General features: G+C 61.8%; 27 protein-coding genes. 12 read left to right on the plus strand and 15 right to left on the minus strand.

Features of this window, described 5'->3' with window-relative positions; genetic code table 11:
* Positions 1-9: 9 nt before the first annotated feature.
* The 10 genes from H8S34_RS13465 to H8S34_RS13515 form a co-directional block, all read right to left on the minus strand.
* The gene (locus H8S34_RS13465) at positions 10-609 is read right to left on the minus strand and encodes a Crp/Fnr family transcriptional regulator (RefSeq protein WP_186964268.1); all 600 of its coding nucleotides are present in this window, start codon (positions 607-609) and stop codon (positions 10-12) included.
* Positions 610-774: 165 nt separating this feature from the next.
* Entirely contained in the window at positions 775-1017 is a 243-nt protein-coding gene (locus H8S34_RS13470) for a thioredoxin family protein (protein ID WP_101693018.1), read from the minus strand.
* A 16-nt stretch (positions 1018-1033) separates the two neighbouring features.
* The gene (locus H8S34_RS13475) at positions 1034-2317 is read right to left on the minus strand and encodes a metalloregulator ArsR/SmtB family transcription factor (RefSeq protein WP_346728014.1); all 1284 of its coding nucleotides are present in this window, start codon (positions 2315-2317) and stop codon (positions 1034-1036) included.
* A gap of 103 nt (positions 2318-2420) precedes the next feature.
* The gene (locus H8S34_RS13485; RefSeq protein ID WP_101693019.1) at positions 2421-2654 is read right to left on the minus strand and encodes a hypothetical protein; all 234 of its coding nucleotides are present in this window, start codon (positions 2652-2654) and stop codon (positions 2421-2423) included.
* Between the two features lie 174 nt (positions 2655-2828).
* The gene (locus H8S34_RS13490; protein ID WP_101693020.1) at positions 2829-3449 is read right to left on the minus strand and encodes a flavodoxin family protein; all 621 of its coding nucleotides are present in this window, start codon (positions 3447-3449) and stop codon (positions 2829-2831) included.
* A gap of 201 nt (positions 3450-3650) precedes the next feature.
* A complete protein-coding gene (locus H8S34_RS13495; RefSeq protein ID WP_101693021.1) occupies positions 3651-5900 on the minus strand; it encodes a xanthine dehydrogenase family protein molybdopterin-binding subunit in 2250 nt (749 codons plus the stop codon).
* 20 nt (positions 5901-5920) lie between these two features.
* Positions 5921-6409 (minus strand): (2Fe-2S)-binding protein, encoded by a 489-nt coding sequence (locus tag H8S34_RS13500; RefSeq protein ID WP_101693022.1) that lies wholly within the window; start codon positions 6407-6409, stop codon positions 5921-5923.
* A 36-nt stretch (positions 6410-6445) separates the two neighbouring features.
* Positions 6446-7159 (minus strand): GntR family transcriptional regulator, encoded by a 714-nt coding sequence (locus H8S34_RS13505; protein ID WP_186964269.1) that lies wholly within the window; start codon positions 7157-7159, stop codon positions 6446-6448.
* A gap of 297 nt (positions 7160-7456) precedes the next feature.
* A complete protein-coding gene (locus H8S34_RS13510) occupies positions 7457-8704 on the minus strand; it encodes a DUF2812 domain-containing protein (RefSeq protein WP_186964270.1) in 1248 nt (415 codons plus the stop codon).
* Positions 8695-9057 carry a PadR family transcriptional regulator gene (locus H8S34_RS13515; RefSeq protein WP_186964271.1) on the minus strand — a complete coding sequence of 121 codons (363 nt, stop codon included), beginning with the start codon at positions 9055-9057 and terminating at the stop codon, positions 8695-8697. The genes H8S34_RS13510 and H8S34_RS13515 overlap by 10 nt, the downstream gene beginning before the upstream one ends.
* Before the next feature lie 174 nt (positions 9058-9231).
* Between H8S34_RS13515 and H8S34_RS13520 the strand changes: the two genes are divergently transcribed.
* Positions 9232-9795 (plus strand): biotin transporter BioY, encoded by a 564-nt coding sequence (locus H8S34_RS13520; RefSeq protein WP_101693026.1) that lies wholly within the window; start codon positions 9232-9234, stop codon positions 9793-9795.
* Positions 9796-9877: 82 nt separating this feature from the next.
* Complete coding sequence (gene guaA, locus H8S34_RS13525) at positions 9878-11167, plus strand: glutamine-hydrolyzing GMP synthase (protein WP_186964272.1); 1290 nt, start codon at positions 9878-9880, stop codon at positions 11165-11167.
* A 174-nt stretch (positions 11168-11341) separates the two neighbouring features.
* Here guaA and H8S34_RS15490 read toward each other — a convergent pair whose 3' ends face one another.
* Positions 11342-14272 carry an S-layer homology domain-containing protein gene (locus H8S34_RS15490; RefSeq protein WP_186964273.1) on the minus strand — a complete coding sequence of 977 codons (2931 nt, stop codon included), beginning with the start codon at positions 14270-14272 and terminating at the stop codon, positions 11342-11344.
* A 300-nt stretch (positions 14273-14572) separates the two neighbouring features.
* On the opposite strand from H8S34_RS15490, the gene H8S34_RS13535 reads away from it, so the two are divergent.
* The 3 genes from H8S34_RS13535 (at position 14573) to H8S34_RS13545 (ending at position 17769) form a co-directional block, all read left to right on the plus strand.
* Positions 14573-15031: a MarR family winged helix-turn-helix transcriptional regulator gene (locus H8S34_RS13535; RefSeq protein WP_186964274.1), complete on the plus strand. Its 459-nt coding sequence runs from the start codon at positions 14573-14575 to the stop codon at positions 15029-15031.
* A gap of 3 nt (positions 15032-15034) precedes the next feature.
* The gene (locus H8S34_RS13540) at positions 15035-17011 is read left to right on the plus strand and encodes an MATE family efflux transporter (RefSeq protein ID WP_186964275.1); all 1977 of its coding nucleotides are present in this window, start codon (positions 15035-15037) and stop codon (positions 17009-17011) included.
* A gap of 71 nt (positions 17012-17082) precedes the next feature.
* Positions 17083-17769: a YetF domain-containing protein gene (locus H8S34_RS13545; RefSeq protein WP_186964276.1), complete on the plus strand. Its 687-nt coding sequence runs from the start codon at positions 17083-17085 to the stop codon at positions 17767-17769.
* An 89-nt stretch (positions 17770-17858) separates the two neighbouring features.
* Here H8S34_RS13545 and H8S34_RS13550 read toward each other — a convergent pair whose 3' ends face one another.
* Genes H8S34_RS13550 through yfmF form a run of 4 tightly spaced genes read right to left on the minus strand, consistent with a single transcriptional unit; the run spans position 17859 to position 21748 of the window.
* Positions 17859-18299 (minus strand): hypothetical protein, encoded by a 441-nt coding sequence (locus tag H8S34_RS13550; RefSeq protein ID WP_186964277.1) that lies wholly within the window; start codon positions 18297-18299, stop codon positions 17859-17861.
* Complete coding sequence (gene lgt / locus H8S34_RS13555) at positions 18286-19182, minus strand: prolipoprotein diacylglyceryl transferase (protein WP_101693034.1); 897 nt, start codon at positions 19180-19182, stop codon at positions 18286-18288. Before lgt ends, H8S34_RS13550 begins: the two co-directional genes overlap by 14 nt.
* Positions 19179-20462, minus strand: coding sequence for an EF-P 5-aminopentanol modification-associated protein YfmH (gene yfmH / locus H8S34_RS13560; RefSeq protein ID WP_186964278.1), 1284 nt, complete (start codon positions 20460-20462; stop codon positions 19179-19181). Before yfmH ends, lgt begins: the two co-directional genes overlap by 4 nt.
* 5 nt (positions 20463-20467) lie before the next feature.
* The gene (yfmF, locus tag H8S34_RS13565) at positions 20468-21748 is read right to left on the minus strand and encodes an EF-P 5-aminopentanol modification-associated protein YfmF (RefSeq protein WP_101693035.1); all 1281 of its coding nucleotides are present in this window, start codon (positions 21746-21748) and stop codon (positions 20468-20470) included.
* 272 nt (positions 21749-22020) lie between these two features.
* Between yfmF and H8S34_RS13570 the strand changes: the two genes are divergently transcribed.
* The 7 genes from H8S34_RS13570 to H8S34_RS13600 are packed head-to-tail and all read left to right on the plus strand — an operon-like array spanning position 22021 to position 26207.
* Positions 22021-22959: a stage III sporulation protein AB gene (locus tag H8S34_RS13570; RefSeq protein ID WP_101693036.1), complete on the plus strand. Its 939-nt coding sequence runs from the start codon at positions 22021-22023 to the stop codon at positions 22957-22959.
* Positions 22953-23465 carry a stage III sporulation protein AB gene (spoIIIAB, locus tag H8S34_RS13575; RefSeq protein WP_101693037.1) on the plus strand — a complete coding sequence of 171 codons (513 nt, stop codon included), beginning with the start codon at positions 22953-22955 and terminating at the stop codon, positions 23463-23465. The genes H8S34_RS13570 and spoIIIAB overlap by 7 nt, the downstream gene beginning before the upstream one ends.
* A 24-nt stretch (positions 23466-23489) precedes the next feature.
* Positions 23490-23684 carry a stage III sporulation protein AC gene (gene spoIIIAC, locus H8S34_RS13580; protein ID WP_101693038.1) on the plus strand — a complete coding sequence of 65 codons (195 nt, stop codon included), beginning with the start codon at positions 23490-23492 and terminating at the stop codon, positions 23682-23684.
* Between the two features lie 6 nt (positions 23685-23690).
* Complete coding sequence (locus H8S34_RS13585) at positions 23691-24077, plus strand: SpoIIIAC/SpoIIIAD family protein (protein ID WP_101693039.1); 387 nt, start codon at positions 23691-23693, stop codon at positions 24075-24077.
* Positions 24020-25189 carry a stage III sporulation protein AE gene (locus tag H8S34_RS13590; protein ID WP_366485993.1) on the plus strand — a complete coding sequence of 390 codons (1170 nt, stop codon included), beginning with the start codon at positions 24020-24022 and terminating at the stop codon, positions 25187-25189. Before H8S34_RS13585 ends, H8S34_RS13590 begins: the two co-directional genes overlap by 58 nt.
* A gap of 2 nt (positions 25190-25191) precedes the next feature.
* Positions 25192-25686 (plus strand): stage III sporulation protein AF, encoded by a 495-nt coding sequence (locus H8S34_RS13595; protein ID WP_101693040.1) that lies wholly within the window; start codon positions 25192-25194, stop codon positions 25684-25686.
* Positions 25683-26207, plus strand: coding sequence for a SpoIIIAG-related protein (locus H8S34_RS13600; RefSeq protein WP_186964279.1), 525 nt, complete (start codon positions 25683-25685; stop codon positions 26205-26207). The genes H8S34_RS13595 and H8S34_RS13600 overlap by 4 nt, the downstream gene beginning before the upstream one ends.
* Positions 26208-26218: the final 11 nt, after the last annotated feature.

Raw genomic sequence — 26218 nt, forward strand, 5'->3', positions numbered from 1 at the left:
GCACAGGGATCAACGCTCCGGATATGAGTCGGACACCAGTTTTTCACGCAGCGCGGTCCGCTGGCGGCTCAGTGTGGATGGATTCATGCCCAGAAACGAGGCAATGTACTTGTTGCTGACCTTTTGGATCAGGCCCGGGTAGGTCTGCAGGAACCACTGATACCGCTCCCGGGCGGTGTACTGATACATGGCGATTTTCAGTTCCCAGTGCATTTTTGTGGACTCCATCAGCAGGTTGTAGGCATATTTCAGCAGCTCCATACTGGTCTCCAGGTGATAGGACACAATGGAGAGCGGAATGGTCAAAATCGTCGAATCGGTCAGGGCCTCGATGCTGATGGGGGACGGGCCCGTAATATCTGGCCCGGGCATGGCAGGCGCCCCGGTACGGAAGGCAAAACAGTCGGTGACCTCCTGGCCGTTGGCGTCCAGAAAAAATCCGCGGATGATACCGTCGATCAGAAATGAGACATAGACTTGAGGCTCTCCCTGACGGATGAGAAAGGAGCCTTTGGGCAGTGCGTGGATCTCGATCTCATTGAGCAAATCATCGGTTAAAATGCTGGCGGGAACGTGCAGAATATCGGCCACATAGCCCTTCATATCCATGTGCATCCCTCCCAATTGTTTTTGCTTTTATTATACCATTTTTAGGAACAGATGCATTGATACAGGTCAATTTAGCAGGTTAATTGGTGAAATAAAAAGAAGGCTTTCCGGTAGAAACCGAAAAGCCTTGAAAGTTGGAAATAAAATGGTTCGTGAAAGGGGAACTTACGACAGATACGGGCGCAGCAGATCCACGATCTCGCCCTTGCTGGCGATACGTCCGGCGATGAGAAGCTTACCGTTCACCATCAGGGAAGGGGAGGACATCACGCCCAGGGACACGATCTCCATCAGTCCCTCCACCTTTTCCACCGGGACCTCCACGCCCAGCTCGGACAGGGCCTCCAGCGTGTTGGTGTAGAGCTTGCCGCACTTGTCGCATCCGGCACCGATTACCTTGATATCCATATCCATGACCTCCTGATCAGTTGCGCAGTTTCATCTCCTGCCCGACACAGGTCTCCCAGGCAGAGAAGATATGTTTGATGACGGCCGGACCGATCCGGGAAATAAAGACCAGCTGGGAGAGCTCCTTTTCCTCACAGGGCTTCCAGTCGATGCGGGAGCCTACCAGGTCCACCTGGTTCCAGCCCTCGTCTGCCAGGTGGAAGAAGCCCTTGCAGCGGTAGAGATCGGACTGGATCTCCCGGAGGAAGGCGGTGAGCTGCTCCCGGGTCACGGTCCCGGAGAAATCCATGAAGAGGGTCTTGGGCTTGGTCTCCGCGGAGTTGGTGGTCTCCTCGCCCTCTGCCCACTGATAGAGGAGCAGGTCGTCCTGGAGGAACTGGGGCGAGAGGGAGCCCATCTGGCTCTGCTCGATGGGACAGACCGGGTTGATCTCCCGGATGGCCCGGACCACTTCCTCCAGCTGAGCGGGGGAGACCAGGTCGGTCTTGGTGATGACTGCCAGGTGGCAGTGCTTGAGCTGCCGGTTGACGGTCTCCAGGTCGCCGCGCTGCTCCAGGAAGTTTACGGCGTCCACCAGACAGATCACGCCCCGGAACTCGTAGGATGCGCCGGCCGCCACCTGGGCCGCCTGCAAAATCTCCTCCACATTGGAGGGATCGCCCAGACCGGAGCTCTCCACAAAGAGGTACTCCAAGTTCTGCGCGGCCATCTCGGCCAGCGCCTGGACAAACTGGAGCTTGAGACAGGAGCAGAAGATGGAGCCGCGGTTGACCTCCACCATCTGGATATTGTCATTGCGGAGGATGGTGCCGTCGATTCCCAGCTTGCCGAATTCGTTCTGAATGACGCCGATGCGGCGGCCCTGGAGCGCGTCCAGGAGGCGGAGGAGCAGGGTGGTTTTTCCGGCGCCGAGGAAGCCGGTAAGGACATAGAGCTTGGTGCTGTGTTCTGTCTGCATGGCGGGATCTCCTTTCAAAGTGGTGCCTGGGGCAGGGGCCTCCGGTCCGGCGGGACATGCGGCCGACTCCAGGGCGTCCATCAGGCCGTCGATGGCCTGGCGGACGCTGTGGAGAGTGTCGCGGTTCAGGGTGTAGTGGGTCCAGCGGCCCCGCTTCTCCGGGATGGCAAGGCCTGCGCCGCACAGGAGCTTCATATCGTGGGAGAGGGTGGGCTGTGTGATGGAGAAGGCCTCCAGAATCTTGCAGGCGCACAAGGGCTGCTGGGAGAGCATGGAGAGAATTTGCAGCCGCTTGGGGTCAGCCAGCGCTTTGCATACTTTGGCCAATTCTTCGTGGGTCATACACGGCCCTCCTCTTACCTGAATAAATAGAAAAATATCGATATGTTATAAACGGATTATACCATACAGATAGAAGAACGTCAATATATGATGAGAGACAGGATCAGGAGTCCAGCTCATCCAGCTGGTCCATCAGATCGTCGGCCTGGTCCTCCAGCGCTTCCCGGCGGTCGCCCCAGACCTCATAGGCCTCGCTCTCCATATCCTCCGGTTCCTCCAGATCCAGCCGGGCAATTTCCTCCTTTACCTGGGCCAGCTGGGCGAGAAGGGCCTGTCTGCGCTCCTCTTCCGGCGCGGCGGGGGAGCGGAAGGAAGTGATGTCGATGATGTCGGCCATAAAAAGCTCCTTTCCTCTGTCGCTCGGACAGAACATCCTTACATGGGCCGAAGTGCAGTGCTCCGGCAGACCCTATTATAATGGGAGGAGCACCGGGCGGCAAGTCCCGTACGCCCTCCCGCCGGCAAGAGAAAACCCGGCCTGCTTGTGCAGGCCGGGCATTTCATCCTTGTATTACTCCTTGGCGGGGGCCAGGAGCTTGGTGAGCATGGCCACCTTGCGGCCGATGCCCTGGGCCTTCTCCAGACCCTCGGGATCGTCCATGGTGCCCGAGCCGTCGCCGGGATTCCACAGACTGGCGCCGGCATAGACGCAGACGCCGCCGTTGCAGACAGTGATGCCCTGGGTGTGATAGAAGCCCAGGATCCCGTTGATGGCCATTTCCTGGCCGCCGTTGCGGGTACCGCCCACGGCGATGGCGCCGCCCACCTTGCGGGCGAAGAAGTCGGGGTTGTCCTTCAGAATGGTCCAGGTGGGACGGAAGCGGTTGAAGAAGGTGGCCAGCTGGGCGGTGATATTCATCTCATACACAGGCGTGGCGATGATGTACCCGTCTGCGTTATAGAACTTTTCATAGAGCTCGGTCATGCCGTCGTCCTTATAGACGGGGCAGTAGGTGACCCCCTGCTTGGTGCACTGGTTGCAGTGGATGCAGAAATTGAGCTTGCGGCCACGGAGCTCCACCAGCTCGACTTCCACGTCGCCGGTGGCCTCGGCGGCCTCGAGAGCGGCCTTCAGGGCGGTGTAGGCAGATTTTTTGCGGGGGCTACCACAGATACCAAGAATTTTTACCATGAGAGATGCGCTCCTTTCGTTGATCGGTCTATACCGGGAAACTGCCTGACGGCATTCTGACAGAGAAAACAACGAGATAAAATCCTTCTTTTCTGCCTTTTATGGTAGGATGTTTTTGACGGGCCGTCAAGAGGAAAATGGATGCGGAAGACGGCCTTACCGCACAGAGGCGGAAGCTCTGCCCTCCAAAGTCGTGGGGAATCAGCTACGGCCTTCCATGGCGGCCTTGACCCGATCGGGGGTCAGGGGCAGCACGTGGAGGTCGGCGTTCAGGGCGTCGTTGACCGCGCCCACGATGGCGGGGACCACCGGGACGATGGAGGCCTCGCCGATGCTCTTGCCGCCGTAGGGGCCGCCCTGCTCGAACTCCTCCACGAAGTGGATGGAGATGGGGGGCAGGTCGGTGGAGCGGGGCAGACGGTATTTCTTCAGATTGGCATTGATGGGGCGTCCCTTCTCGTCCAGCTGGAGGCCTTCAAAGAGGGCCATGCCCATGCCCATCAGAACGGCACCCTCGATCTGGCCCTCCAGCAGCATGGGATTGAGGGCAGTGCCCACATCGCACACGGCCAGATAGTCGGTGACCTTGACCTCGCCGGTCTGCTTATCCACCCGCACCTCGGCAAAATGGGCGCCGTAAGAGCCGGCGTTGTGGTCGGAGCAGTAGGAGACCGTCTCCAGCAGCTTGCGCTTCTGGTGGTCATAGGCGTAGCAGGCCAGGTCCGCCCGGGTCAGACGGGTGTCGCTGCCCTCGGTCCAGTAGGCGCCGTCGCTGTGCTGGACCTGCTCCACCGGGCAGCCCAGGGCGTCGGCGGCCACAGCGCGGAGGGTCTGCTCCATCTGGCGGGAGACCGTCTCCACCGCGGCGCCGCCCGACCAGGTGTTCCGGCTGGCGCCCGAACCCATGTCATAGGGGCAGCTGTGGGTATCCGAGTGGGTCAGTTCGATCTGATCGAAGGGAATGTCCAGGGTCTCGGCCACGATCTGCTTCATCAGAGTATAGGTGCCCGCGCCGTGGTCCGTGAGGCCGGTGCGCAGCAGGACGGAGCCGTCCTCATGGACCATCAGCTCAGCCACGGTGATGTCGGGGGCAAAGGGAGCCACGCCGTTGCCGTGCAGGGCGGTGGCCACGCCGTAGCCGTAGACATAGCGGTCGGTCTCCTTGGCGGCCTTGCCGGCCAGCTTCTCCTTCCAGCGGAAGAGCTCTGCGCCCTTGACCAGACAGTCGTGGACCCGGGCGTTGCCCAGGGTGTCGTTGGCACCCCGATCCAGACCGTAGGGGCGGACCAGGTTGCGCTCGCGGAAATCCACGGGGTCCATATGGACTGCCTTGGCCGCCTTGTTGACCAGAAGCTCCAGGGTGGTGAAGACCTTGGGGGAGCCGAAGCCACGCATGGCGCCGCCCACAGGGGTATTGGTATAGGCCGCCTTGCCGTCAAAGCGCTGGTTGGGGGCCTGGTATACCTTGAACATCTTTCCGCACATAGCGGCCTGGACGTTGATGCTGCCGCCGCAGTAGGGGCCGGAATTCATGAAGGAGCGGATCTCAAAGCCGGTCATGGTGCCGTCTTTCTGCACGGCCATCTTGCCGTAGAGCTTGATGGCATGGCGGGTGTAGGTGGAGACCATGGACTCGGTGCGGTTGTAGCGGATCTTGACCACCTTGCCGCCGGCCTTCTTGGAGAGCAGCAGGGCGATGGGCTCCAGCAGGACGCCGTCCTTTCCGCCAAAGGTGCCGCCGATGAGTCCGCCGTGAATGGCGATCTTGGTATAGGGCAGGCCGAAGATCTGGCCCAGCATGATCTGGACCCGGTGGACGCCCTGCTGGGGCTCCCACACCTCCAGATAGTCGCCCCGGTTCCAGCGGGCGATGCACTGGTGGGGTTCAATGGCGCCGTGGTGGATCATCTGGGTGGAGAGGGCGTTTTCCACCACCACGTCGGCCTCGGCCAGAGCGGCGTCCACGTCGCCGCACTCGGCCCGCTGGGCCTTGAGCAGGTTGCCCTCGGGGTAGATGTGGGGAGCGTCCTCCTTCAGGGCCTCCTCGGGATCAAAGACGGCGGGGAGCTCCTCATAGTCCACCTCGATGAGCTTGATGGCCTTCTGGGCGATGGCCTCGGTGTCGGCGGCCACAGCGGCCACCTCGTCGCCCACAAAGCGGACCACGTCGTCCAGCACCCGCTCGGTGGCGGGGATGCCGTCCTTGGCCCAGCGCATGATGCGGTTGAAGCAGGTCTTGGGGGAGTCCTGATAGGTGATGACGGCCCGCACGCCGGGCAGTGCCTCGGCCTTGCTGGTGTCGATGGAGCGGATGCGGGCGTGAGCCACGGGGCTGGTCAGGACCTTGCCCCAGAGCATACCGGGGAAGCGCAGGTCGTCGGTGTAAACGGCCTCGCCGGTGACCTTGGCCACGGCGTCAATGGTGGGGGTGGGCTGTCCGATGTACTTCATAATACTGGTTCCCTCCTCATTTAACCCTGCTGGGCGCCGTCGTCCTCCCGCATCCGGCGGGCGGTGAGCTGAACGGCCTCCACGATCTTCTTGTATCCGGTGCAGCGGCACAGGTTGCCCTCCAGCGCGGTGAGGATCTCATCCTCGCTGGGGTCTGGGTTGTTGGCCAGCAGCGCCAGAGAGGTCATGACCATACCGGGGGTGCAGTAGCCGCACTGGATGGCTCCGGCGTCCACAAAGGCCTGCTGGACAGGGTGGAGGTGGCCGTCGTGGCTGACGCCCTCGATGGTGAGAATGTCCGCGCCCTCCAGGTTGCGGGCCAGCAGCACGCAGGAGTTCTTGGGCACGCCGTCCACCAGGACCTTGCAGGCGCCGCAGTCGTTGGTGCCGCAGCCGTACTTGGTGCCGGTCAGGTTCAAAACCTCCCGCAGTACATAGAGCAGGGTCCAGTTGTCCTCGATTTGAAGGGCGTGGTCTGTGCCGTTGATGTGAAGGGTAATGTCTCGCATCGTCAATGCATCCTTTCTCTCCAAAATCCGGTTGGGTTATGACTGTGCGCCGATGTTCCAGTTCTGGAGCACGCGCATCCCATAGTGCTGGGGATGGAAGTAGTGGACGTTGAGCAGGACGGGCACATCCTGCACATCATAGAAGAGCTGTTCGCAGTAGAGAAGGGGAGTTCCTTTGGGGAGCTCAAAGAGGGCGGCGACCTTTTCGTCCGCGGCCACGGCCTGGTAATCGTTGAGGGAGTGGGCCAGCTTTTTCCCGCAGTGGTCCCAGATGCACTCATGGATGTACCAGTTCTGCTCCTCCGGCCGGAAGGGGCGCTTGACCAGATCCAGGGAGAGGCGGCTGATGGTAAAGACGCCCGGGTGATCATCGGCCGTGTAAATGGTCTCGTAGCGCTGGAGCAGGCTCTCCGGCTGGACCTGGAGCCGCTCCGCCAGCGCAGGGGAGGCCGGCTCGATCCCCAGAAAGAGCATCTTCATCCCGGGGGTGCGGCCGTTGCGCCGGAAGGTGTCGGCAAAGGAGAAACCCTGGTCCACCCGGTTCGTGGGGTCCAGCGCGCTGGGGTGGATGAAATTGCCCACGCCGTGCCGCTTAGTGAGATACCCCTCCAGGGTGAGCATCATCAGTGCCTCCCGCAGGGTGACCAGACTGATGCCAAGGCGCTTGGCCAGCTGATCCTCGGGCGGGAGTTTGTTGCCTGGAAAGGTCTCACTGCGAAACATGTCCAGGAGGCGGCGTTTCACCGCCATATACGAGCTAAGATTGGTTGCAGCCATTCCGACATCCTCACAATCCTTATAAGTTGTACGCTGTCCTTATAAGTTTACAGCATTATTCTACATCGTTTGTATCACAAATACAAGAGCAATTCTTTTTGATCTTGAAATTTGTACAAAGTGCTTTGTTTGCCTGAAATGGATTGGTAAAAAAGACTGAACTTTAGAGTCTAAAACCGAGAAACACCTGTGCAGAATCCCATGTACCGGAAGAGAAACACAAAAAGACCGCGACCTCCGGGAGAGAGGCAGCGGTCTTTTTGTGGATTATCAGGCGAGGGCCTGGGCCAGGGCGGGCAGTGCGGCGGACAGATCTTCCAGGCCGTAGTAGCGCAGGACGACCACCTGGGCGCCCCGCCGGGCAAAGAGCATCTCCCAGGTATCTTCCACCGCGTCGTAGACCAGGGCGGTCTCGTCCAGGCCGGGCTGGTCCACCCGGAGGAACTGGTAGCGCCCCGGCTCGTGCTCCAGCTCATAGGCATACCAGTCGTCGTACTCCTCCTGGATCAGCGCCCGGAGGAGGGGTTCTGCCAGGAAGGGCAGGGTGAGCCGGTAGTAGGAGAGGCGGAAGGAGGGGGAATAGGTCCCGCTGTTATCCGGCCAGTTCCGACCGGGGACCTCGCCGCCCTCTTCGATCTCATACTGGGCGGGGGCGAAGAGGGACCACGCCGCTTGTACGTGATTTTCCATGTCCCGGTCTGAGAGATAGAGGTGGCGGTAGGTGAAGGCGGGATCGGTCTCAATGTGGGTGAGATGAAAGGAGAGGGGAGAGGGCTGCTCCGGCGTGATGTTCCAGCGCTCCCGCCCGGAGATAGAGCGGACGGAGATACCGGCCGAGAGCACTGCGAAGAGCAGCGCGAAGAGAATCAGGAACCGGCTCCGGGCCACCTGTCCCCGGAAGCGGCCGGTCCGGTGTTCCATGGGGTTGCCCTCCCGGAGGCTGCGGCGCAGACGGCAGAACCGGCGGCACTGGAGGAGCAGCCAGGCGAGGACGATCAGGTCCAGAAGAAGGGAGACCAGCATGGAGAAGGCGGCGGAGCTCTCCACCAACTGAAGCACGGGAGGGCGGCCGCCCAGAAATCCGGCAAGGATCATACCAATGCCCAGCAGAAAGAGGGGGGTACACAGGCTCACATTCCGCCGGATGGACTGTTCCAGCAGCTCCAGGGTCATGCTCTGGGTGAGAGGGTCGGTGTGGAGCTCCGGAGCGTCCGGGTCGTCACAGCGGTAGAGAGAGAACTGCCCCAGCTTTCCCACATAGAGCCAGCCCATCTCCCGGGCCTGCTGAAAGGTCTCCAGGTCCGGGGTGGGGGAGAGCGGAGAGATGGCATCCAGCCGGTAGCGGACCACCCCAGGGGTGTCCCGCCGGAACCAGAGCAGACCCTTGGAACAGCGGACGAAGTAGAGCCCCTGGGCGGCCATCTGGACCAGCCAGCTCTCCATGGCGGGGATGTCCCAGGGGTCTACGTAGTTCAGCCGGGGGACCAGCCGGGGACGCCGGGAGGAGCTCAGGCCCATTGCGCCCCCTCCTCTCCCGTCGGAACCGGGGTGGCACTCAGCTCACGCTCGGTCTCGGCCGCGTCCCGCAGGCAGGCGCTCAGGCGGCGGAGTTCCTCCTGGTAGCGCTGTTCCCCCAGCTCGGTGAGGGAATAGGTGCGCTTCCGGCCCAGGATGGACTGCTCCCGGATGAGGCCCTCCTCCTCAAATTTGGCCAGAATGGTATAGAGGGTGCCCGGGCCCAGCCTCACCCGCCCCTGGGTGCGCTTCTCCACAGAGGAGGCGATCTCTGTGCCGCAGCGGGGTCCGGGCTGAAAGGCCATCAGGACATAGAACATGGGCTCGCTCAGGGCCTCCAGAGCTTTCTTTGCCATAAATCTCACCTCTAATATCAAGAGTCGATATCGTCTATTGATATTATAATATCGCGCCTCGATATTGTCAACGCTCTCACTTGATTGTAAACCAGTAATAAAATTAAGTTGACAATCAATCCGGGATATGGTAAAGTTCCAGGCAGAATCATACCGAACATAGGAGGATGTGACATGGATACAAAGACTCTTTCCCGGGGCAGGACCCGGGCGCTGGCCGAGTGTGCACTGATGGCGGCGGTGATCGCGCTGTGCGCCTGGATCTCCATTCCCGCGGCGGTTCCCTTTACCTTGCAGACCTTCGGTATTTTCGCGGCAGTGGCCATCCTGGGCGGAAAGCGGGGGAGCGCGGCGGTGGCCGTCTATCTGCTGATGGGCATGGTGGGCCTGCCGGTCTTTGCGGGATTTAAAGGAGGGATCGGCGTTCTCCTGGGGGCCACCGGCGGCTATATCCTGGGCTTTCTGGGCTCTGCCCTGACCGTGTGGGGGATGGAGCGGCTCCTGGGCCGCCGCGGATGGGTCCTGGCGCTGTCCATGGTGCTGGGTCTGGTGGTCTGCTATGCATTTGGGACGGCCTGGTTCCTGGCGGTATATACCCGGACCTCCGGCCCCATGAGCCTCTCGGCGGCGCTGGGACTGTGCGTGCTGCCCTTTGTGCTCCCGGACGCCATCAAGATCGCCCTGGCCCTACTGGTGGGCCGCCGGGTGGGTCAGGCACTGGAACGCCGGGCGGGATAACGGCGGAATTCGACCAAATCTCTTGCGGCCCGTGCGCCGGTATGGTAGGATAAGACCAGAATCTGACATAGGAGGGACTGCGATGAAGCAGGACGTGATCGTCATTCTGGATCTGGGCAGTGAAGAGAACCCTCGACTGGCCCGGGAGATCCGTGCCCTTGGCGTGTACAGTGAGATCCATCCCCATGACATCACGGCGGAGGAGCTGGCCGCGCTCCCCAACGTGAAGGGCGTCATTCTCAACGGCGGCCCCAACCGCGTGGTGGACGGCGTGGAGATCGACGTCTCCAAAGAGATCTACAATGCCCCTGTTCCGGTCCTGTTGGCCGATCACGGGGGAGACGCCCCCTGGCCCGCCGATCCGGAGGAGCGGAAGGCCGCTCTTTCCAACTTCGTCTTTGGGGTCTGCGGCGCTCAGGCCAACTGGAATATGGAGAACTTCATCGCCGATCAGGTGGAGCTCATCCGCCGGCAGGTGGGGGACAAGAAGGTCCTGCTGGCCCTCTCCGGCGGCGTGGACTCCTCGGTGGTGGCGGCGCTGCTCATCAAGGCCATCGGCAAGCAGCTGACCTGCGTCCATGTGAACCACGGCCTGCTGCGCAAGGGGGAGCCCGAGCAGGTGGTCAAGGTGTTCCGGGATGAGATGGACGCCAACCTCATCTATGTGGACGCGGTGGACCGCTTCCTGGACAAGCTGGCCGGTGTGGCCGACCCCGAGGAAAAGCGGAAGATCATCGGCGGGGAGTTCATTCGGGTCTTTGAAGAGGAGGCCCGCAAGCTGGACGGTATCGACTTCCTGGCCCAGGGCACCATCTATCCCGACATCATCGAGTCGGGCACCAAGACCGTGAAGGCGGTGAAGAGCCACCACAATGTGGGCGGACTGCCGGAGGACCTGAAGTTTGAACTGGTGGAGCCCCTGAAGATGCTCTTCAAGGACGAGGTGCGCGCCTGCGGCGCCGCGCTGGGTCTGCCCGATTCCATGGTATACCGTCAGCCCTTCCCGGGCCCCGGCCTGGGCGTGCGCTGCCTGGGCGCCATCACCCGGGACCGGCTGGAGGCCGTCCGGGAGAGCGACGCCATCCTGCGGGAGGAGTTTGCCCAGGCGGGCCTCCAGGGCAAGGTGTGGCAGTATTTCACCGTGGTGCCCGACTTCAAGTCGGTGGGCGTGCGGGACAATGTGCGCACCTTTGATTGGCCGGTGATCCTGCGTGCGGTCAATACCGTGGACGCCATGACCGCCACTGTGGAGGATGTGCCCTTTGCTCTGCTGCAGAAGATCACCCAGCGCATCACCTCCGAGGTCAAGGGGGTCAACCGGGTGCTCTACGATCTGACGCCGAAGCCCAGCGGGACCATCGAGTGGGAGTAACCCAGGCAACTGGAAGACACTGGTTTTCTGAGGCCGGATTCCCTCTGTGGCAACGATTTGGCAACCTCTTTTCATGATTTATAAAAAGAGAGCGAACTGATTTTGCTTGGTCAGTTCGCTCTCTTTTTTGTCATAAATTCTGTTTCAAATCGTATGGGGCTTGAATGGAATCAATCAGCCCATGCGGCTGATGAAATGATAGAGGATAGCCGCCACTTGGACGCGAGTAGCGCTGCCCTGAGGTGCCAGGCTTCCGTTGCCCATACCGGAGATCAACTCCTGCTCCACAGCCCAAGCCATAGCTTGTGTCGCCCAGGCACTGGTGTCGCTGCCATCGGCATAGGCACTCACATCGCCGCTGGATGCAGGCTTGCCCGCATAGTTCCACAGCATCACGGCCAGCTGCTCTCGGGTAAGGATCTCTTCCATATCGCTGCCGTCGGAGATACCCTTCTCCACAGCCCACTGCTGTCCGGCCTCATACCAACTGCCCGAAGAAACAGAGATATCCGCGCCATCGTAGGCGGCCAGCACAGTGACGAGCATAGCCCGGGTCATGGGCTGCTCAGGGGTAAAAGTAGTCTGGCTGGTACCGGAGAAGATCTCCCGGCTAGAAGTAAAGTCAATGTACGCACTGCCCCAATAGCTGTCCTCTACATCCTCAAAACGCTTGCTGTTATCCACGATTTTTACGGTCTCCCCATTTTCCAGAGTGATGGTCACACCGGTCTGGGTGGGGATGGAGTTCTTCACAATCTCCTCGGTCCCATCTTCCTTGATGATGATGGCCACTGTTCCGGGGGGCACGTTGGAGACGGGGATCTCCACCTTAGCCGAGGTGCCGGATGGCAGAATCACGGATACCGTGGGGGCATTCTCACGGTCGTTGGTGGCGGATACGCCGGGCATGGGAAGCGCAACGGCTTCCCCCATCTGGGCGGCATCCTCCACCACGGTAGAGGGCAGGGTCACCTGGGCATCCACCTGGCCGGTTTTATCGGTGGTGACCACAGAGGAAGCACCGTTTTGATTGGATACCGTTGTCTGGCTGGACCCGTCCGGCTTGGTGACGGTCTGAGTCTTGTTGCCCTGGGGATCGGTCGTGGTCTCGGTGACGGTACCGTTGGGCTGGGTCACGATCGTGGTGATGGAGCCATCGGGATGGACCGTGGTTTCTGTCTTATGGTCCGAGCCGGAAGTCCCGCTGCTGGAGCCCCCGCCGGACCCAGCAGAGGAGGTCTTTTCCCACTGGGCAGTGAGCGTCATACTTTGGGTGAGGGAGCAGGGGACGCCCCCCAGGAAAGTGGTCTCTCCCTCACGCCAACCGGCAAAAGTGTAGCCCGTTTTCTCCAGAGTGGGGAGGATCACAGAGACCGTCTCGACTTCTGTGGTGAGGATGATCTCCTCGCCGAAGTCATTGTCCCGGAGGTCCCAGTTCTGGTCGTTGTCCTGGACAAACTCCAGATAGCTGCCGGACAGGATATGGTTTCCGGTAAAAATAGAGCCGTCCTGATAGAAGGAAATGCTGCTGCCGTTGCGGAGGGTGTTGCCGGTGACGTTCTGGTCATTGCCTGCGATACTCAGCTTGGTCCCGTCCAGGGTGTTGCCAGTGAACTGGCCCTGGGGAGCGCAGAGGATCAGGCAGGCACCGCCCTTCAACGTGGAGTTGGTGACGATGAGGGACTCCAGTTTTCCCTCTTTATCATCATAAATGGCATGGGACATGCCGTCAAAGGTACAGTTGTCCACTGTGACGGTCTCATGGTCGTTGTCGGTACCACTGATAAAAATGCCATACGAGAGATCTTTGCCGCTCAAAAAGGACACGTTCTGGAAGACGTCGCCGGAAGCTGCGCCGATGCCGTACCCGTCTGCACTGCCGGTAAGGTCCAATGTAAAATTGCGGAAGGTGTTGCCGCCATTGGATTGGAATGCCTGGGTGTTGAGGGTCAGTACATGGCCATTGCCCTCCAGCGTGATGCCGGAGAGATTGCGGATGGTACTCCAAGTACTGGAAGTGATGTCCCGCAGCAGAGAAATGGTATCGCCGGGCTTGGCAGCCTCGGCGGCTCGGCTCAGATCAGAGTAGGACTGACCGTTGACCTGGGCCACAGCGGGCATATGGATGGTGCAGCCCGCAATATTTACCGTGGCAGGGGGGTGGGCGCCATACCACAGGCTGCCGACATAGCGCTCTGCCTCCAGAATATCCTGCCGGTCCGGGCCACTGTAAATTTCGCCGGTGAATTCGCAGTTCTCCAGGGTGGGCGGAGTCTTGCCGCCGTTGTCCAAAAAGGTGCCGGCAAAGGCGCCGGCATAGATGCGGCCATCCTCCTCGGGGGTGACGGTCTGCCACACCACTACATTTTCTGCAGTGCAGTCCTGGATGGTGTTGCCGTAGTGGAGGATGCCGCTGACACCGCCAATACCGTTATGGGCGCCCTGGACCGTAAGGTCCCGGACCGTACAGCCGGAAGTAACACAATTTCCTTCCCCCATAAAACCTACAATTCCTCCGGCATATCCGCCGGTGATGGAAACAAAGGAGGTTTCAGCGCCATCTCCCACCACGGAGCAGTCCGAGATGGAAGTATAGCCATTGCCTAAAATAGCCCCTACATACCAGTAGCCGGAGATCTGTATGCTGCCGGTAACATGGACATTGGTGATACCGGACTCTACATTCGCATCCCCACCTACCACTGCGGCTACACGGCCGCTGCCAGTCACATCCACGTTGTGCAGCGTGAAGTTTTTCACTACGCCGCCCTGGGTTGCGCCAAAAAATCCGATGCTAATATTCTTATCTGTATAAGACAGTCCGCGGGTAATCTTCAGGTTGGAAATGGTATGACCATCTCCATCAAAGGTACCTTGAAACTGCTTTCCAGATCCGCCTCCGCCAATGGGAGTCCACTCCCGGTTGCCCAGATTCATATCAGCGCCTAACAGGATAGTCTTACCCTGAAAGCTTTCCCCCTGATTGACCAACTGGGCCAATCCGGCAAGTTCCTCAGGGGTAGAGAGGATGTACTGAGTCTCGGACCCGGTAAACCAAGCTACATCGGCGTTGTCCTTCCAATCGTCGGAGACAGCTTTACACACACAGAAAGTAACAATAATCGTTATCTTATTCATTTTAATAAAATTTTTGTAACCAAACAAGATGGAAAAATATCAAAAGCTGTTACAAAAATTCTGCATATATCGCCGCAATATCACAAAAATCAAGAAAATATTTACTCTCCGGTAAAGATTCACATGTGTAATGCTTTTCTCTGTCCAACGTTTACGGAATGGATATCCTTTTCTTTTTTCGAAGGAAAGACGGTTGACTTTCCTCGGAAAAGGAGTATATTAAATCGCATACGATGCATCTTATGCGATTCAATATGGAGGGAGAATATGATTCAGAATACACAATTCCGCGCGGCTTCTCTGATCGTACAGCTGGGGAACGCCGTGACCTATTATCGAAACCTGAAGATGGAGCACATCGGGCTCACCTCCGTGCAGAGTGACGCCCTGATCGCCGCCTTACGGAACCCGGGGATCACCGCCGCCCGTCTGAAAGAGCAGCTCCAGCTCTCCCAGTCCACGGTGGCCGGCATTCTCTCCCGTCTGGAGAGCAAGGGCCTGATCGAGAAAAAGGCAGATCAGGAGGATGCGCGGAAAGCCATCCTGACGCCCACGGACCAGGGGCTGGCCCTGGAGATGCCTCTGAAAGAGATCGCCCTGGAGACCCAGCAGTCCCTGGTGGAGGGGATGAGTGAGGCGGAGCAGGAGGAATTCATCCGCCTGCTGGACATCGCTCTGGAGAACATGAACCGTGTCCGTCAGGCGCAGCCGTCCGGAGGAAGATAAGCGATGAAAAAAGATAAGGAACTCTTTACCACCATGCCGGTAGGCAGGGCAGTGGCCAAGCTGGCCGTACCTACGGTGGTCAGCCAGATCATCGTTATTCTCTACTCGCTGGCGGATACCTTCTTTATTGGACAGATCGGAGACCCCAACCAGCTGGCCGCTCTCTCGATCACCTTTCCCATCTATACGCTGCTCACGGCGGTCGCCAATCTGTTCGGCATCGGCGCCAACAGCGTCATTGCCCGCAGCATGGGCCAAAACGATGAGGCCACGGCGAAGAAGGCGTCCTCCTTCAGCTTTTGGGGCTCTCTCGCACTGACTGCCGTTTTGTCCATTCTGCTGGCCATTTTCATGCGGCCGGTTCTCTTTTTCTTTGGCGCGGATAACCTGACCTTTGGCTATACCAGCGATTATCTGGGCTGGGTCTTTGTCATAGGCGGTATTCCCACGGTGGCCGGCCTGGTGCTGGGACATCTGGTGCGCGCCGTCGGCAAGACCAAGGAGGCCAGTATCGGTCTCACCCTGGGCGGGGTCATGAACATCATCCTGGACCCGGTCTTTATTTTTGTCGTTCAGATGGATGTGGCCGGCGCGGCGCTGGCTACCATGCTCTCCAATACCATCTCCATGCTGTATTTTTTTGCCGTACTGGCCAAGATCCGAAAGACAACGGTCCTGACCATCTCGCCCAAATATGTTTCTCTGGAGAAAAATGTCTGCTGGGCGTCCCTGGCGGTTGGCTTCCCGGCGGCCATTTCGGTGCTGCTGGTGTCGGTCTCCATCTCCCTGCTCAACGGACTGCTCCTCAGCCATGAGGGCGGCAACATCCTCTCGGCCTCCTATGGCGTGGCCTCCAAGTGCGGTACCATCGCCCTGCACATCAGCATCGGCATTGCCCAGGGCGTGATGCCTCTGATCGGCTATAACTACGGGGTAAAGAACCACAAGCGGGTCCATCAGGTCTGCAATCTCTCTTTCCGGATCCTGCTGGTCTTCTCCCTGATTTTCCTGGCGCTGGTGCAGGTCATGCCCGAGACCATCGTACGGATCTTTACCCCGGATGCCCAGACCATTGAGGTGGGCGGAGTCTTCCTGGCCCGCTGGTCCTGGTGTGTGGTGGGCATGAGCCTCTTCAATATGTACAACTCCATTTTCCAGGCGGTGGGCAAGTGGAAGACCTCTCTGTTTCTGGCCGTGCTCCGGCTGGGCGTGATCTTCTCCGTGCTGTGCTTCCTGATGGATGCGCTCTTTGGGGTCAACGGCCTGATGTGGGTGCAGGCCATCACCGATACCGCCTCCTGCCTGATTGCAATGGCCCTGTATGCCCGGTTCAAGCAATCGGTGATGCAGGAAGTCATGCACCAGCAGGCGCCCGCCGCCGCGCCGGTATCTGGCAGCCGGATCGTCACCATCAGCCGGGAGTTTGGCAGCGGCGGCAGAACGATCGGCAAAAAGGTGGCCGAAACCCTGGGCATTCCCTGCTATGACAGTGAGCTGATCGACAAAATCGCGGCGCAGAGCGGTCTGGCAAAGGAGTTCGTGGAAAAATACGGTGAGTACGCCCTGTCGGATAAGCTCTATGAAAACGCCCTGTCCAGCCGCGGCCGGGACGGGCAGTCTGCCATGGATAAGATCTGGCTGGCCCAGAAGGAAGTCATTACCGATCTGGCCGAAAAGGGTCCCTGCGTCATTGTGGGACGCTGCGCCGATTCCATTTTGCAGGATCTTGCCGATTGCCTGACCGTGTTTATCCACGCCTCGGATGAGCAGCGGGCCGCGCGCATCGTGTCGGTCTATGGGCAGAGAGAGGAGTCTCCCGCCCAGCGTCTCCACGAAAAGGATCGGAAGCGGAAAGCCTATTACGAGCTCTACACGGGTACCGAGTGGGGCAATGCCGACAGCTATCAGCTGTGCCTGGACAGCGGAAAAATTGGGATCGACAAGTGTGTCAGCATTATCTGTGATCTGTACGCAAGTTAGCTGATCGGTGGGAGCATTTGGAATGGGTATTGGCAGAAGCTGTGGGCAAACTACCCCAAAGGGGGAATGTTATGCGCTTCTTGGTTCTCTGCCTCACCTCGCTCGGATCGTTCGGCGCACTGTTTCTGATTGCCAAGCTGATCGGACACAAGCAGATCGCCCAGCTGGATTTTTTTGACTATATCACCGGAATCACGGTCGGGTCCATCGCGGCCGAGATGGCCACCGAGCTGGAAGAGCCGTGGAAGCCGCTGGTTGCCATGCTCCTGTACGGAGGGGTGACCGTGCTGCTGAGCATTCTGTCCAACCGCCTTCCCAGGGCCCGGAAGTACCTCAACGGCACGCCCACCATTCTGATGGATCGCGGAAAGCTCTACCGTGAGAATCTGAAGAAGGCCAAGCTGGATCTGAGCGAATTCATGGTCATGTGCCGCCAGCAGGGATACTTTGACCTTACGAGCATCCAAACCGCGGTGTTTGAGTACAATGGAAAGCTCACCATCCTGCCGGTGAGCAGCCAGCGCCCGGCCACGCCAAACGACATGAACCTGTCCCCAAAGCAGGAGCAGCTCTTTACCGAGCTCATCATGGACGGCCGAATTCTGGAGGACAACCTGAAGCGTATGGGGCTGAATCTGACCTGGCTGGAAAAACAGTTAAAGGAGCGCCGGATACACTCGGCCAAGGATGTGTTTCTGGCCCTCTGTGATCCGGATTTGAATCTGGTCCTCTTTGAGCAGAATCCCGGAAAAAAATAATGGGGCCCACGGCCCCTATACAGTGCGGAAAAAGGGAGCGGCACGGTTGATTCAACCGTGCCGCTCCCTTATCTTATCGGTTATATTTCTCAGTTACCCTGTCCGGCGCGCTCCATGGCCCCGGCCAGCAGAAGGGCGCGGAAGAGCGCCTCTTCCGGGGTCAGGCGGGCGATGGTCTCGGGCAGGATACCCCAGCCCTCCAGCCGCTCCAGAAGGGAGGCGGAGAGGTGGCCGCTCAGATCCAGCCCATCCCGCCGGAGGAGCACCGCCCAGTGGAGGTCGCCCCGGGTCTCCAGGAGGGGGAGAAGCTCCTCGGCCTCCTCCCGCAGCGGGGCGGGAAAGGTGTACGCTTCGCAGTAGATGCCGCATTCCTCGCCCTCACGCTCCAGCTGGGCAGAGAAGGCGCGGCTGTCCCATCCGTCCTCCACCAGGAGGAGGGCCAGACCCGGCCGGACTTCCAGGCGTCCGGCTTCCCCGCGCACCCAGGAGAGGACTTCCCGGGCGGCAGCGTTTCGGTCAATCTCCGCCATGTTCGCCCTCCCCGGCGGCCTTGACCGCGGCGGAGCGGTTGACCCACAGCTCCTCCGGGGTATGGGGGCGCACCTTCAGATTCCAGACCAGCAGGGCGATACCCACCAGCGCGGAGGCAAAGCCCAGCATCTGGGAGACCCGGATGCCGGTGCCGAAGAAATAGAGGCTGTCGGTGCGCAGGCCCTCGATCATGCCGCGGCCCACGCCGTACCAGGCCAGGTAGCTGTAAAACATCTGCCCGTCAAACTTGCGCCAATTCCGGGCAATGAGAATGAGCAGGACCAGTCCCACCAGATTCCAGAGGGACTCATAGAGGAAGGTGGGGTGGACCTCCTTGTAGACCTCCACGCCATTGACCACCTCGGTGATCCCCATGCGCCAGGGGAGGGTGGTCTCGCCGCCGTAGGCCTCCACGTTGACGAAGTTGCCCCAGCGGCCCACCGCCTGCCCGATCAGAAGGCCGAACACGCCCAGGTCGGCAAAGGCCAGGAAGGGGATGTGCCGTTTCTTGCAGAAGACCAGGAGGGTGAGGGCCGAGGCGATCACGCCGCCGTAGATGGCCAGGCCTCCATCCCAGATCCGGACCATTTTGGCAAAGTCCAGGGAGCCGTCGGCGGTGCGGAACAGGTCCAGATAGAAGATGATGTAGTAGAGCCGCGCCCCCAGGATGCCCAGGGGAACGGCAAAGAACAGCATGTCCAGCAGGTCGTCCTCCTGGATGCCGAAGCGCTTGCTGGCCCGGGTACAGTAGGCCACCGCCAGGAGAAAGCCCGCGGCGATGATGATCCCGTACCAGTGGATGGGCCAGCCGAAGATGGAGAAGGGGATGGGATTGAGGTCAAAGGAGAGCCCCAATCCCGGGAATGTGACGATCTGACTCATGCCTGCGCTTCCTCCTTGGGCCGGACCACGGCCAGGGTGGAGCGGGCAGGGACGCACCAGGTGCGCAGCGCCTCCTCCACGTCGGCCCTGCCGATGGAGTCAAACACAGCGGGGAAGTCCAGGTAATCCACGCCCGCAAAGTGGCTCTGGGCCTGCTCGATGCAGACGTGCTCAAAGGAGTTGAGGCTCCGGACCATGGCGCCGTAGAGAGCCTTTTTCAGCCGCAGGAAGAGGGCCTCGTCCACCCCCTCCTCGCTCAGGCGGCGGGCCTCCTCCAGAAGGGCGTCCCGCACGGCCTCGGGAGAGCGGCTCTCGCCGCCCGCGGCCAGGAAGGCACAGCCCGGATAGGCCTCAAAGCTGCTGCCGAAATTCTTGTTGATGAGCCCCTCCCGGTAGAGCCGGGCATAGAGGGGGCTGGAGGAACCGGCCAGGACCTCGCTGACCAGAGTGCCGATCAGCTCCCCCCTGAGGTGCTCCGGCCCCTGGGGGAGGGGGTCGGCCTTAAAGCCCAGCTGGAAGATGGGGGTGGAGACCTCCATGTGCAGCTCCTGCACACTGTGGGCCGCGTGGGTGGGCTCCGGTCCGCCGTAATCCCGGGGGATGTCGGAGAGACCATCTTTGGGAAGGATCTCCCGGGCGAGCCGCTCCACCTGCTCCGGGTCCACATCGCCCGCCACGCACAGCACCATGTTGGCGGGATTGTAGAAGGCCTTGTGGCAGGCATAGAGGGTGTCGGCGGTGATGTGGGAGATGGACTCCCGGCTGCCCGCCACCGAGACACGGATGGGATGGTGCTCATACAGGCCGGAGAGCAGGTGGATGAAGACCTGCCACTCAGGGTCGTCCTCGATCATCTGGATCTCCTGGCCGATGATGCCCTGCTCCTTCTCCACGCTCTCGGGGGTGAACCAGGGGACCGAGACAAAGGAGAGGAGGGTCTTCAGATTCTCCTCAAACTTCTCGGTGCACTCAAAATAGTACCCGGTGATGGCCGAGCTGGTGAAGGCGTTGGGAGAGGCGCCGTTGGCCGCCAGATCCTGAAGGGCATTGCCCTCCTTGGTGTCGAACATCTTGTGCTCCAGAAAATGGGCCACACCGGCGGGGGTCTCCTGCCAGGTCCCGTCCAGCTGAAAGCGCATATCCATCCCGCCGTAGTTGGTGGCGAAGAAGGCGAAGGCCTTGCGGAAGCCGGGCTTTACATTCACATAAATGGGCAGGCCATTCTCGAGCCGGGTGTGGAAGAGGGTCTCTCCCACCCGGGAATAGATCGTTTTTTCCATGTGCATCACGCCTCTCTGCCTTTCAGGAAATAGATGGTGTCCAGCTGAAGGGAGGAGAAGGCCGCCACCACCTGCTCCCGGGTGACTTCCTCCACCCGGCGGGCCAGGGCCTCCGGGTCCTCGGTGAGACCGGCCACCGCCTGTCCCAGCCAGAAATCCTCCAGACGGGCCTGGGCGTCCATGGCGCTGTGGAGGGCGCTGACCACCGAGCGGCGGGCACCCTCCAGCTCCCAGTCCTCAAATGCGCCCTTCCGGCAGGCCTCCAGCTGGGAGAGGATCTCGGCCCGTGCCTCGCCCACCTTGTCAAACTCCACGCCGGAGGAGACCAGCATCACGCCCTTGAGCTTCTCCAGCTGGGAGCTGGCGTAGTAGCACAGGGAGAGCTTTTCCCGCACATGCAGGAAGAGACGGGAGGTGGTGGTGCCGCCGAAAATGGCGTTGGCCAGCAGCAGGGCGGGGTAGTCCTCGCTCCACACGGTGGAGCCGGTACGCAGGCCCATGGTCAGCTTGCCCTGGGTGACGTCCAGGGACTCCACCACCTCGCGGGGCTGCGCGGGGGCCTCCTTGGCGGCGGGTCGGGGCAGGGGAGTGCGCACTCCATCGGTGGGGAGCTGGGAGAGCGCGGCACGCAGGGCGTCAGCCACACGCTCCGGCTTGGCCGAACCGCAGTAATAGAGCTCCATGGGAGCGGTACGCAGCAGATCCTGGTAGCGCGCCCAGAGGCTCTCCGGCGTGATGGCCCGGGCAGAAGATTCGTCGCCCAAACGGTCCACGCCGAAGGGCTCCCCGGCGCACATCTCCCGCTTGAGCCGCAGAAGGGCATAGCTGCGCTTGTCGTTGACCTGGGCGCGGATGCGGTCGATCAGGTTCTGCCGCTCACTGTCGGTATAGTCCCGGCGGAACACACCATGTTCCGTGCAGGGACGGAGGAGGAGCTCCCCCAGCAGACCGGCGGCCTTCTCCAGGATGGCCGAGCCGTCCAGGGTGTAGGCGTCGTCCAAGAAGCTCCCCAGGAAGCCCACGCACTGGGTCTCGCCCCGGGTGCGGACCACCGGCTCGATGGAGCCGCCGTACAGCTCGTCCAGCGCGGCAGACAGGGATTCCATGTCCGGGTGCTCCTGGGTGCCCCGGCGGAGGACCGAGGGGACCAGCGCGTTGCAGGCCGCCGTGGTCCGGTCCAGCGGGGCCAGGAAGGACGCCCCCAGCACGCAGGATTTGAATTTTTCGGTATGGACCGCCGTCAGATGGACGCCGGGAAAGAGTTCACTTCGTGTCAATTCGGCCATAGGCCACCATTCCTTTCTTTGGGAGCCGGAGAGAGGCGTGGCGGGAGATTCCCGTCTTCCTCTTAGGCTCTCACAGAGATCAGCACTTTATCATACCATATTTTAGCGGGGCTGACACCTCCATTCCGGAAAATTTACGGTTTGTTTCTATTTTTCCCCTCTGGGGAGGAGCGCGCAGAGAAACAAAAAATCCGGACAGGCTGTCATACTGGTCCGCTCCCCCTCATAGAATGTGCCAGAACTCCATTCCAAAGACAAGGAGCGTGAACAAGATGGCGGCACAGCATCAGCAGGACCCCGCCGAGCGGTTTGGGCAGACAGCGGCGCTGCTTCCGGCGTGGCTGCGCACTCCCCTGGAGCGCCTGCCCCGCAGCGAGCAGGCCCGCATTGAGGAGATCCGCCTCCGTGCGGGACAGCCGGTGACGGTCTCCGGTCCCGCCGGGGAGCGGAGCGTTCCGGGCGCGGAGGAGGCGGTTCGTCCGGCGGACCTCTCTCTTATTCTGGAAGTGGCGACCCGGGCCTCGGCCCACACGGCCCTGGACCGGGTCCAGAACGGATTCGTCACCGTCCGCGGGGGACACCGCATCGGCCTGTGCGGGACAGCGGTTCTCCGGGAGGGAGCAGTACATAATCTGCGGCAGCTCTCCTCCCTGTGTATCCGGGTGGCCCGGTCGGTCCCCGGCGCGGCGCGGGAGGTGCTGGGGCAGGTGCGGGACGGGCAGGGTGTGAAGGGGACCCTCATCCTCTCGCCCCCCGGGGGCGGAAAGACCACCCTGCTCCGGGACCTGATCCGCGCCCTCTCCGACGGGGAGGGCGGCACGGCAATCCGGGTGGGGGTGGCCGACGAGCGCAGCGAGCTGGCCGCCCTGTGGGAGGGGATCCCCCAGCTGGATGTGGGCCGCCGCACCGATGTGCTGGAGGGCTGCCCCAAGGCCGAGGCTCTGATGATGCTCCTGCGGGGGATGAACCCCCAGGTGCTGGCGGTGGATGAGATCACCGCCCCCGCCGATGTGGCGGCCCTGGAGCACGCGGCCAACTGCGGCGTGTCCCTCCTGGCCACCGCCCACGGCAGCGGGTTGGAGGATCTGCGCCGCCGCCCCCTCTACCGGGGGATGCTGGAGCGGAACATTTTTTCGCAGGTCATTTTGATCCGGCGCAATGGGTCGGGGCGCAGCTACGAGGTGCTCCCCCTGGGGGACGGGCTATGCTAAGTCTGTTGGGCGCGGCGCTGGTGACCGCGGGGACCGGGGCCATCGGCTTTGGGGCGGCGGCTCAGCTGGGCCGACGGGTGGGGGAGCTGCGGGCCATGGTCACGGCGCTGGAGCTGATGGAGCGGGAGCTCTCCTTCCGCCTGACCCCCATCCCGGAATTACTGGACGAGCTGTCCCGGCGCACACCCCTCCCCGCCCGGCCCCTGTTCGCCCGGTGCCTCGGGGGCCTGGACCGCCTGGGCGAGGAGAGTCTGGGGCAGATCTGGACCGCTGCGGTGGAGGAGAGCCTTCCCGACCTGCGGGGAGAGGACCGGGCCATCCTGGCCGAGCTGGGCCAGGTGCTGGGCCGTTTTGATGGAGATGGACAGGGGCAGGCCGTGGGACAGGCCCGCCTGCGCCTTTCCCATCAGCTGGAGGGCGCGGAACGGGAGCGGGACAGCCACGGGAGGCTCTATGGAGCGTTGGGGGTGACGGCGGGAGCCTTTTTTGTCATCCTGCTGCTTTGACGGGGAGAGAGGAAGTAGAACTGCATGGATGTGGATTTGATCTTTAAAATCGCGGCCATCGGCATTTTGGTGTCGGTGCTCAACCAGGTGCTCATCCGCTCCGGGCGGGACGAGCAGGCGACCATGGTGACCCTGACCGGTCTGGTGGTGGTGCTGATGCTGGTGGTGCAGCAGATCAGCGCCCTCTTCGACCTGGTCAAGACCCTGTTTGGACTGTGATGGCCCATGGACGATATGGTAAAGGTGGCAGCCCTGGCCATCACGGCTGCCCTGTGCGCCTGCGTGGTCAAAAAGCAGGTGCGGGAGCTTGGGCTGGTCCTGGCTCTGGCGGCGGGCGCCCTCATTCTGGGGATGGCCTTCCGGGCGCTGTCCGGTCTGGGGATGCTGCTGGACAGCCTGAGCGGGCTGGCCGGGCTCTCTCCGGCGGTGCTCTCCCCGGTGCTCAAGACGGTGGGGATCTCTATTCTCACCAAGATCACCGCCGAGCTGTGCCGGGACGCGGGGGAGGGGGGCATCGCCTCCTTTGTGGAGACGGCGGGGGCCGCCATGGCCCTGTGCGTGTCGGTCCCGCTGCTGCGCTCCGTGCTGGACACGCTGAGCGGGCTCTTTTAAAGCTGCTGGTGACGGTGTTCTGTCTGACCCTGCTGTTCTCCCTGCTTCCGGCGGCCCGGGCGGCCGACACGGAGGAGGTGCTGGAGCAGCAGGCGGCCGCACTGGAGCTGGACGAGCTCCAGGACGCCGCGTCCTCCGAGCTCTCCGGCCTGGATCTCTCGGAGGGGGTGGACCTCAATGAGGGGCTGACGAAAATCCTGGATACCGGGAGCGGCGCGGTGCCCGGCATTCTCCGCAAGGCGGTGCGCAGCGGCGTGCTGCTGCTGGCGGTGGTGGTGCTGTGTGCCCTGGTGGAGGAGCTCTCCAAGAGCGTGGGCTCATCGGGCGAGCTGGATGCCGGGGCCCTGGTGGGCGCTCTGGCGGTGACCGCGGTGGCGGTGGCCGACGTTCACGCCCTGGTGGGCATGGGCCGGGAGGCGCTGGAGCAGATGGGGGGCTTTTCCAAGGTGCTGCTCCCCACCATCACGGCGGCCGCGGCCGCCAGCGGCGCACCGAGCGGTGCAGCCGCCCGGCAGCTGGCCACCATGCTCTTCTCCGATGTGCTCCTCACCCTGATCGAGCGGCTCCTGCTGCCCATGGTATACGCCTATGTGGCGGCCTGCACCGCCTATGCCGCCCTGGGGAACGAGGGGCTCAAACGGGTGGCCGACCTTCTGAAATGGGCGGTGCGGTCCATTCTGACCGGGGTGCTGCTGACCTTTGTGGGCTATCTGACCGTGAGCGGCGTCATCGCGGGAAGTGCCGACGCCATGACCCTCAAGGCGGCCAAGCTGACCATCTCCGGCATGGTGCCGGTGGTGGGGGGCATCCTCTCCGACGCGGCCGAGACGGTTTTGGCCGGGGCAGGTATTTTGCGCAATACGGTGGGGGTCTTCGGGATGCTGGGGGTGCTGGCCCTGTGCGTGGTGCCCTTTTTGCAGCTGGGGGTCCACTACCTGGTCTACAAACTGACGGCGGCGCTGGCCGCTACCGTGTCGGGCGGACGGATGTCCGCGCTCATCGACCGGATCGGCGGCGCTTTTGGACTGGTGCTGGGGATGACCGGAGCCAGCGCACTCTTGCTGCTGGTGTCGCTGGTCTCGGCCATCACCGTTACGATGGGAGGTGGATAGCGGTGCTGGCATGGATCAAAGCCTGGCTTCTGGGTATCACCGCCGCGGCCCTGCTGGTGGCGGCGGCCCAGAGCCTGATGCCCGGCGGCGCCGTCCGCCGGGTGGGACGGCTCACCGGCGGACTGGTCCTGCTGCTGGCCGCCCTGGGTCCGGTGCTGACGCTGGACCAGGACGCCCTCTCCCGGGCGCTGAGCGAATACCATCTCCCGGTGGAGGAGGTGGAGGCCTTTCAGAACAACAGCGCCGATGTGCTCCAAGCACTCATAGAGGAGAAGGCGGTCGCATATATTTCGGACAAGGCGGAGGACCTGGGCATCGCATGCTCCGTCGCCGTGGAGACCCGGGCGGGGGAGGACGGCTATCCCGTCCCCTATCAGGTCACCGTGGCGGGAGCGCTCAGCCAGCAGCAGCGCCAGGCGCTGACCCGGCGCATCGAGGCGGACTTTGCCATCCCGGCAGAGCGCCAGATCTACCAGAAAGCGGAGGGAGTGACATGAGAGAGCTGGATCTTGCGGGCTGGGGAAAGCGGATTCCCGGCCTGCTGAGCAAATACCGCTATGTGCTGCTGGTGATCCTGGCGGGCGTGCTGCTTTTGCTTCTGCCCGGCGGGGAGGAGAAGGAGAGCGTGCCCACCTCCGGTGCGGGGGTGACTGCGAGCCTGGATACTACCGCGGAGCTGGAGCACAAGCTGGAGCAGGCCCTCTCCCAGATCGAAGGGGCGGGAGAGGTGACCGTGGTGCTCTCGGTGGAGGCCGGGACCAAGCAGATCTGGGCGGAAGACCGGAAATCCGAGGTGGACGCCCAATCCCGAAGCGAGGAGGAGAGCACCGTGGTCCTCTCCCGGGGCAGCGGGAGCGAGGAGGCCGTCCCGGTACAGCAGATTTCGCCCCGATTCCGGGGCGCGCTGGTGGTATGCTCAGGGGGCGGGGATCCAGAGGTGCGCCTCTCCCTGGTGGAGGCGGTTTCCGCCCTGACGGGGCTGGGTTCCGATAAAATTTCGATTTGTAATGGAAAGTGAGGAAAATGAGT

The organism is Pseudoflavonifractor hominis, assembly GCF_014288125.1.
Lineage (GTDB): Bacteria > Bacillota > Clostridia > Oscillospirales > Oscillospiraceae > Pseudoflavonifractor_A > Pseudoflavonifractor_A gallinarum.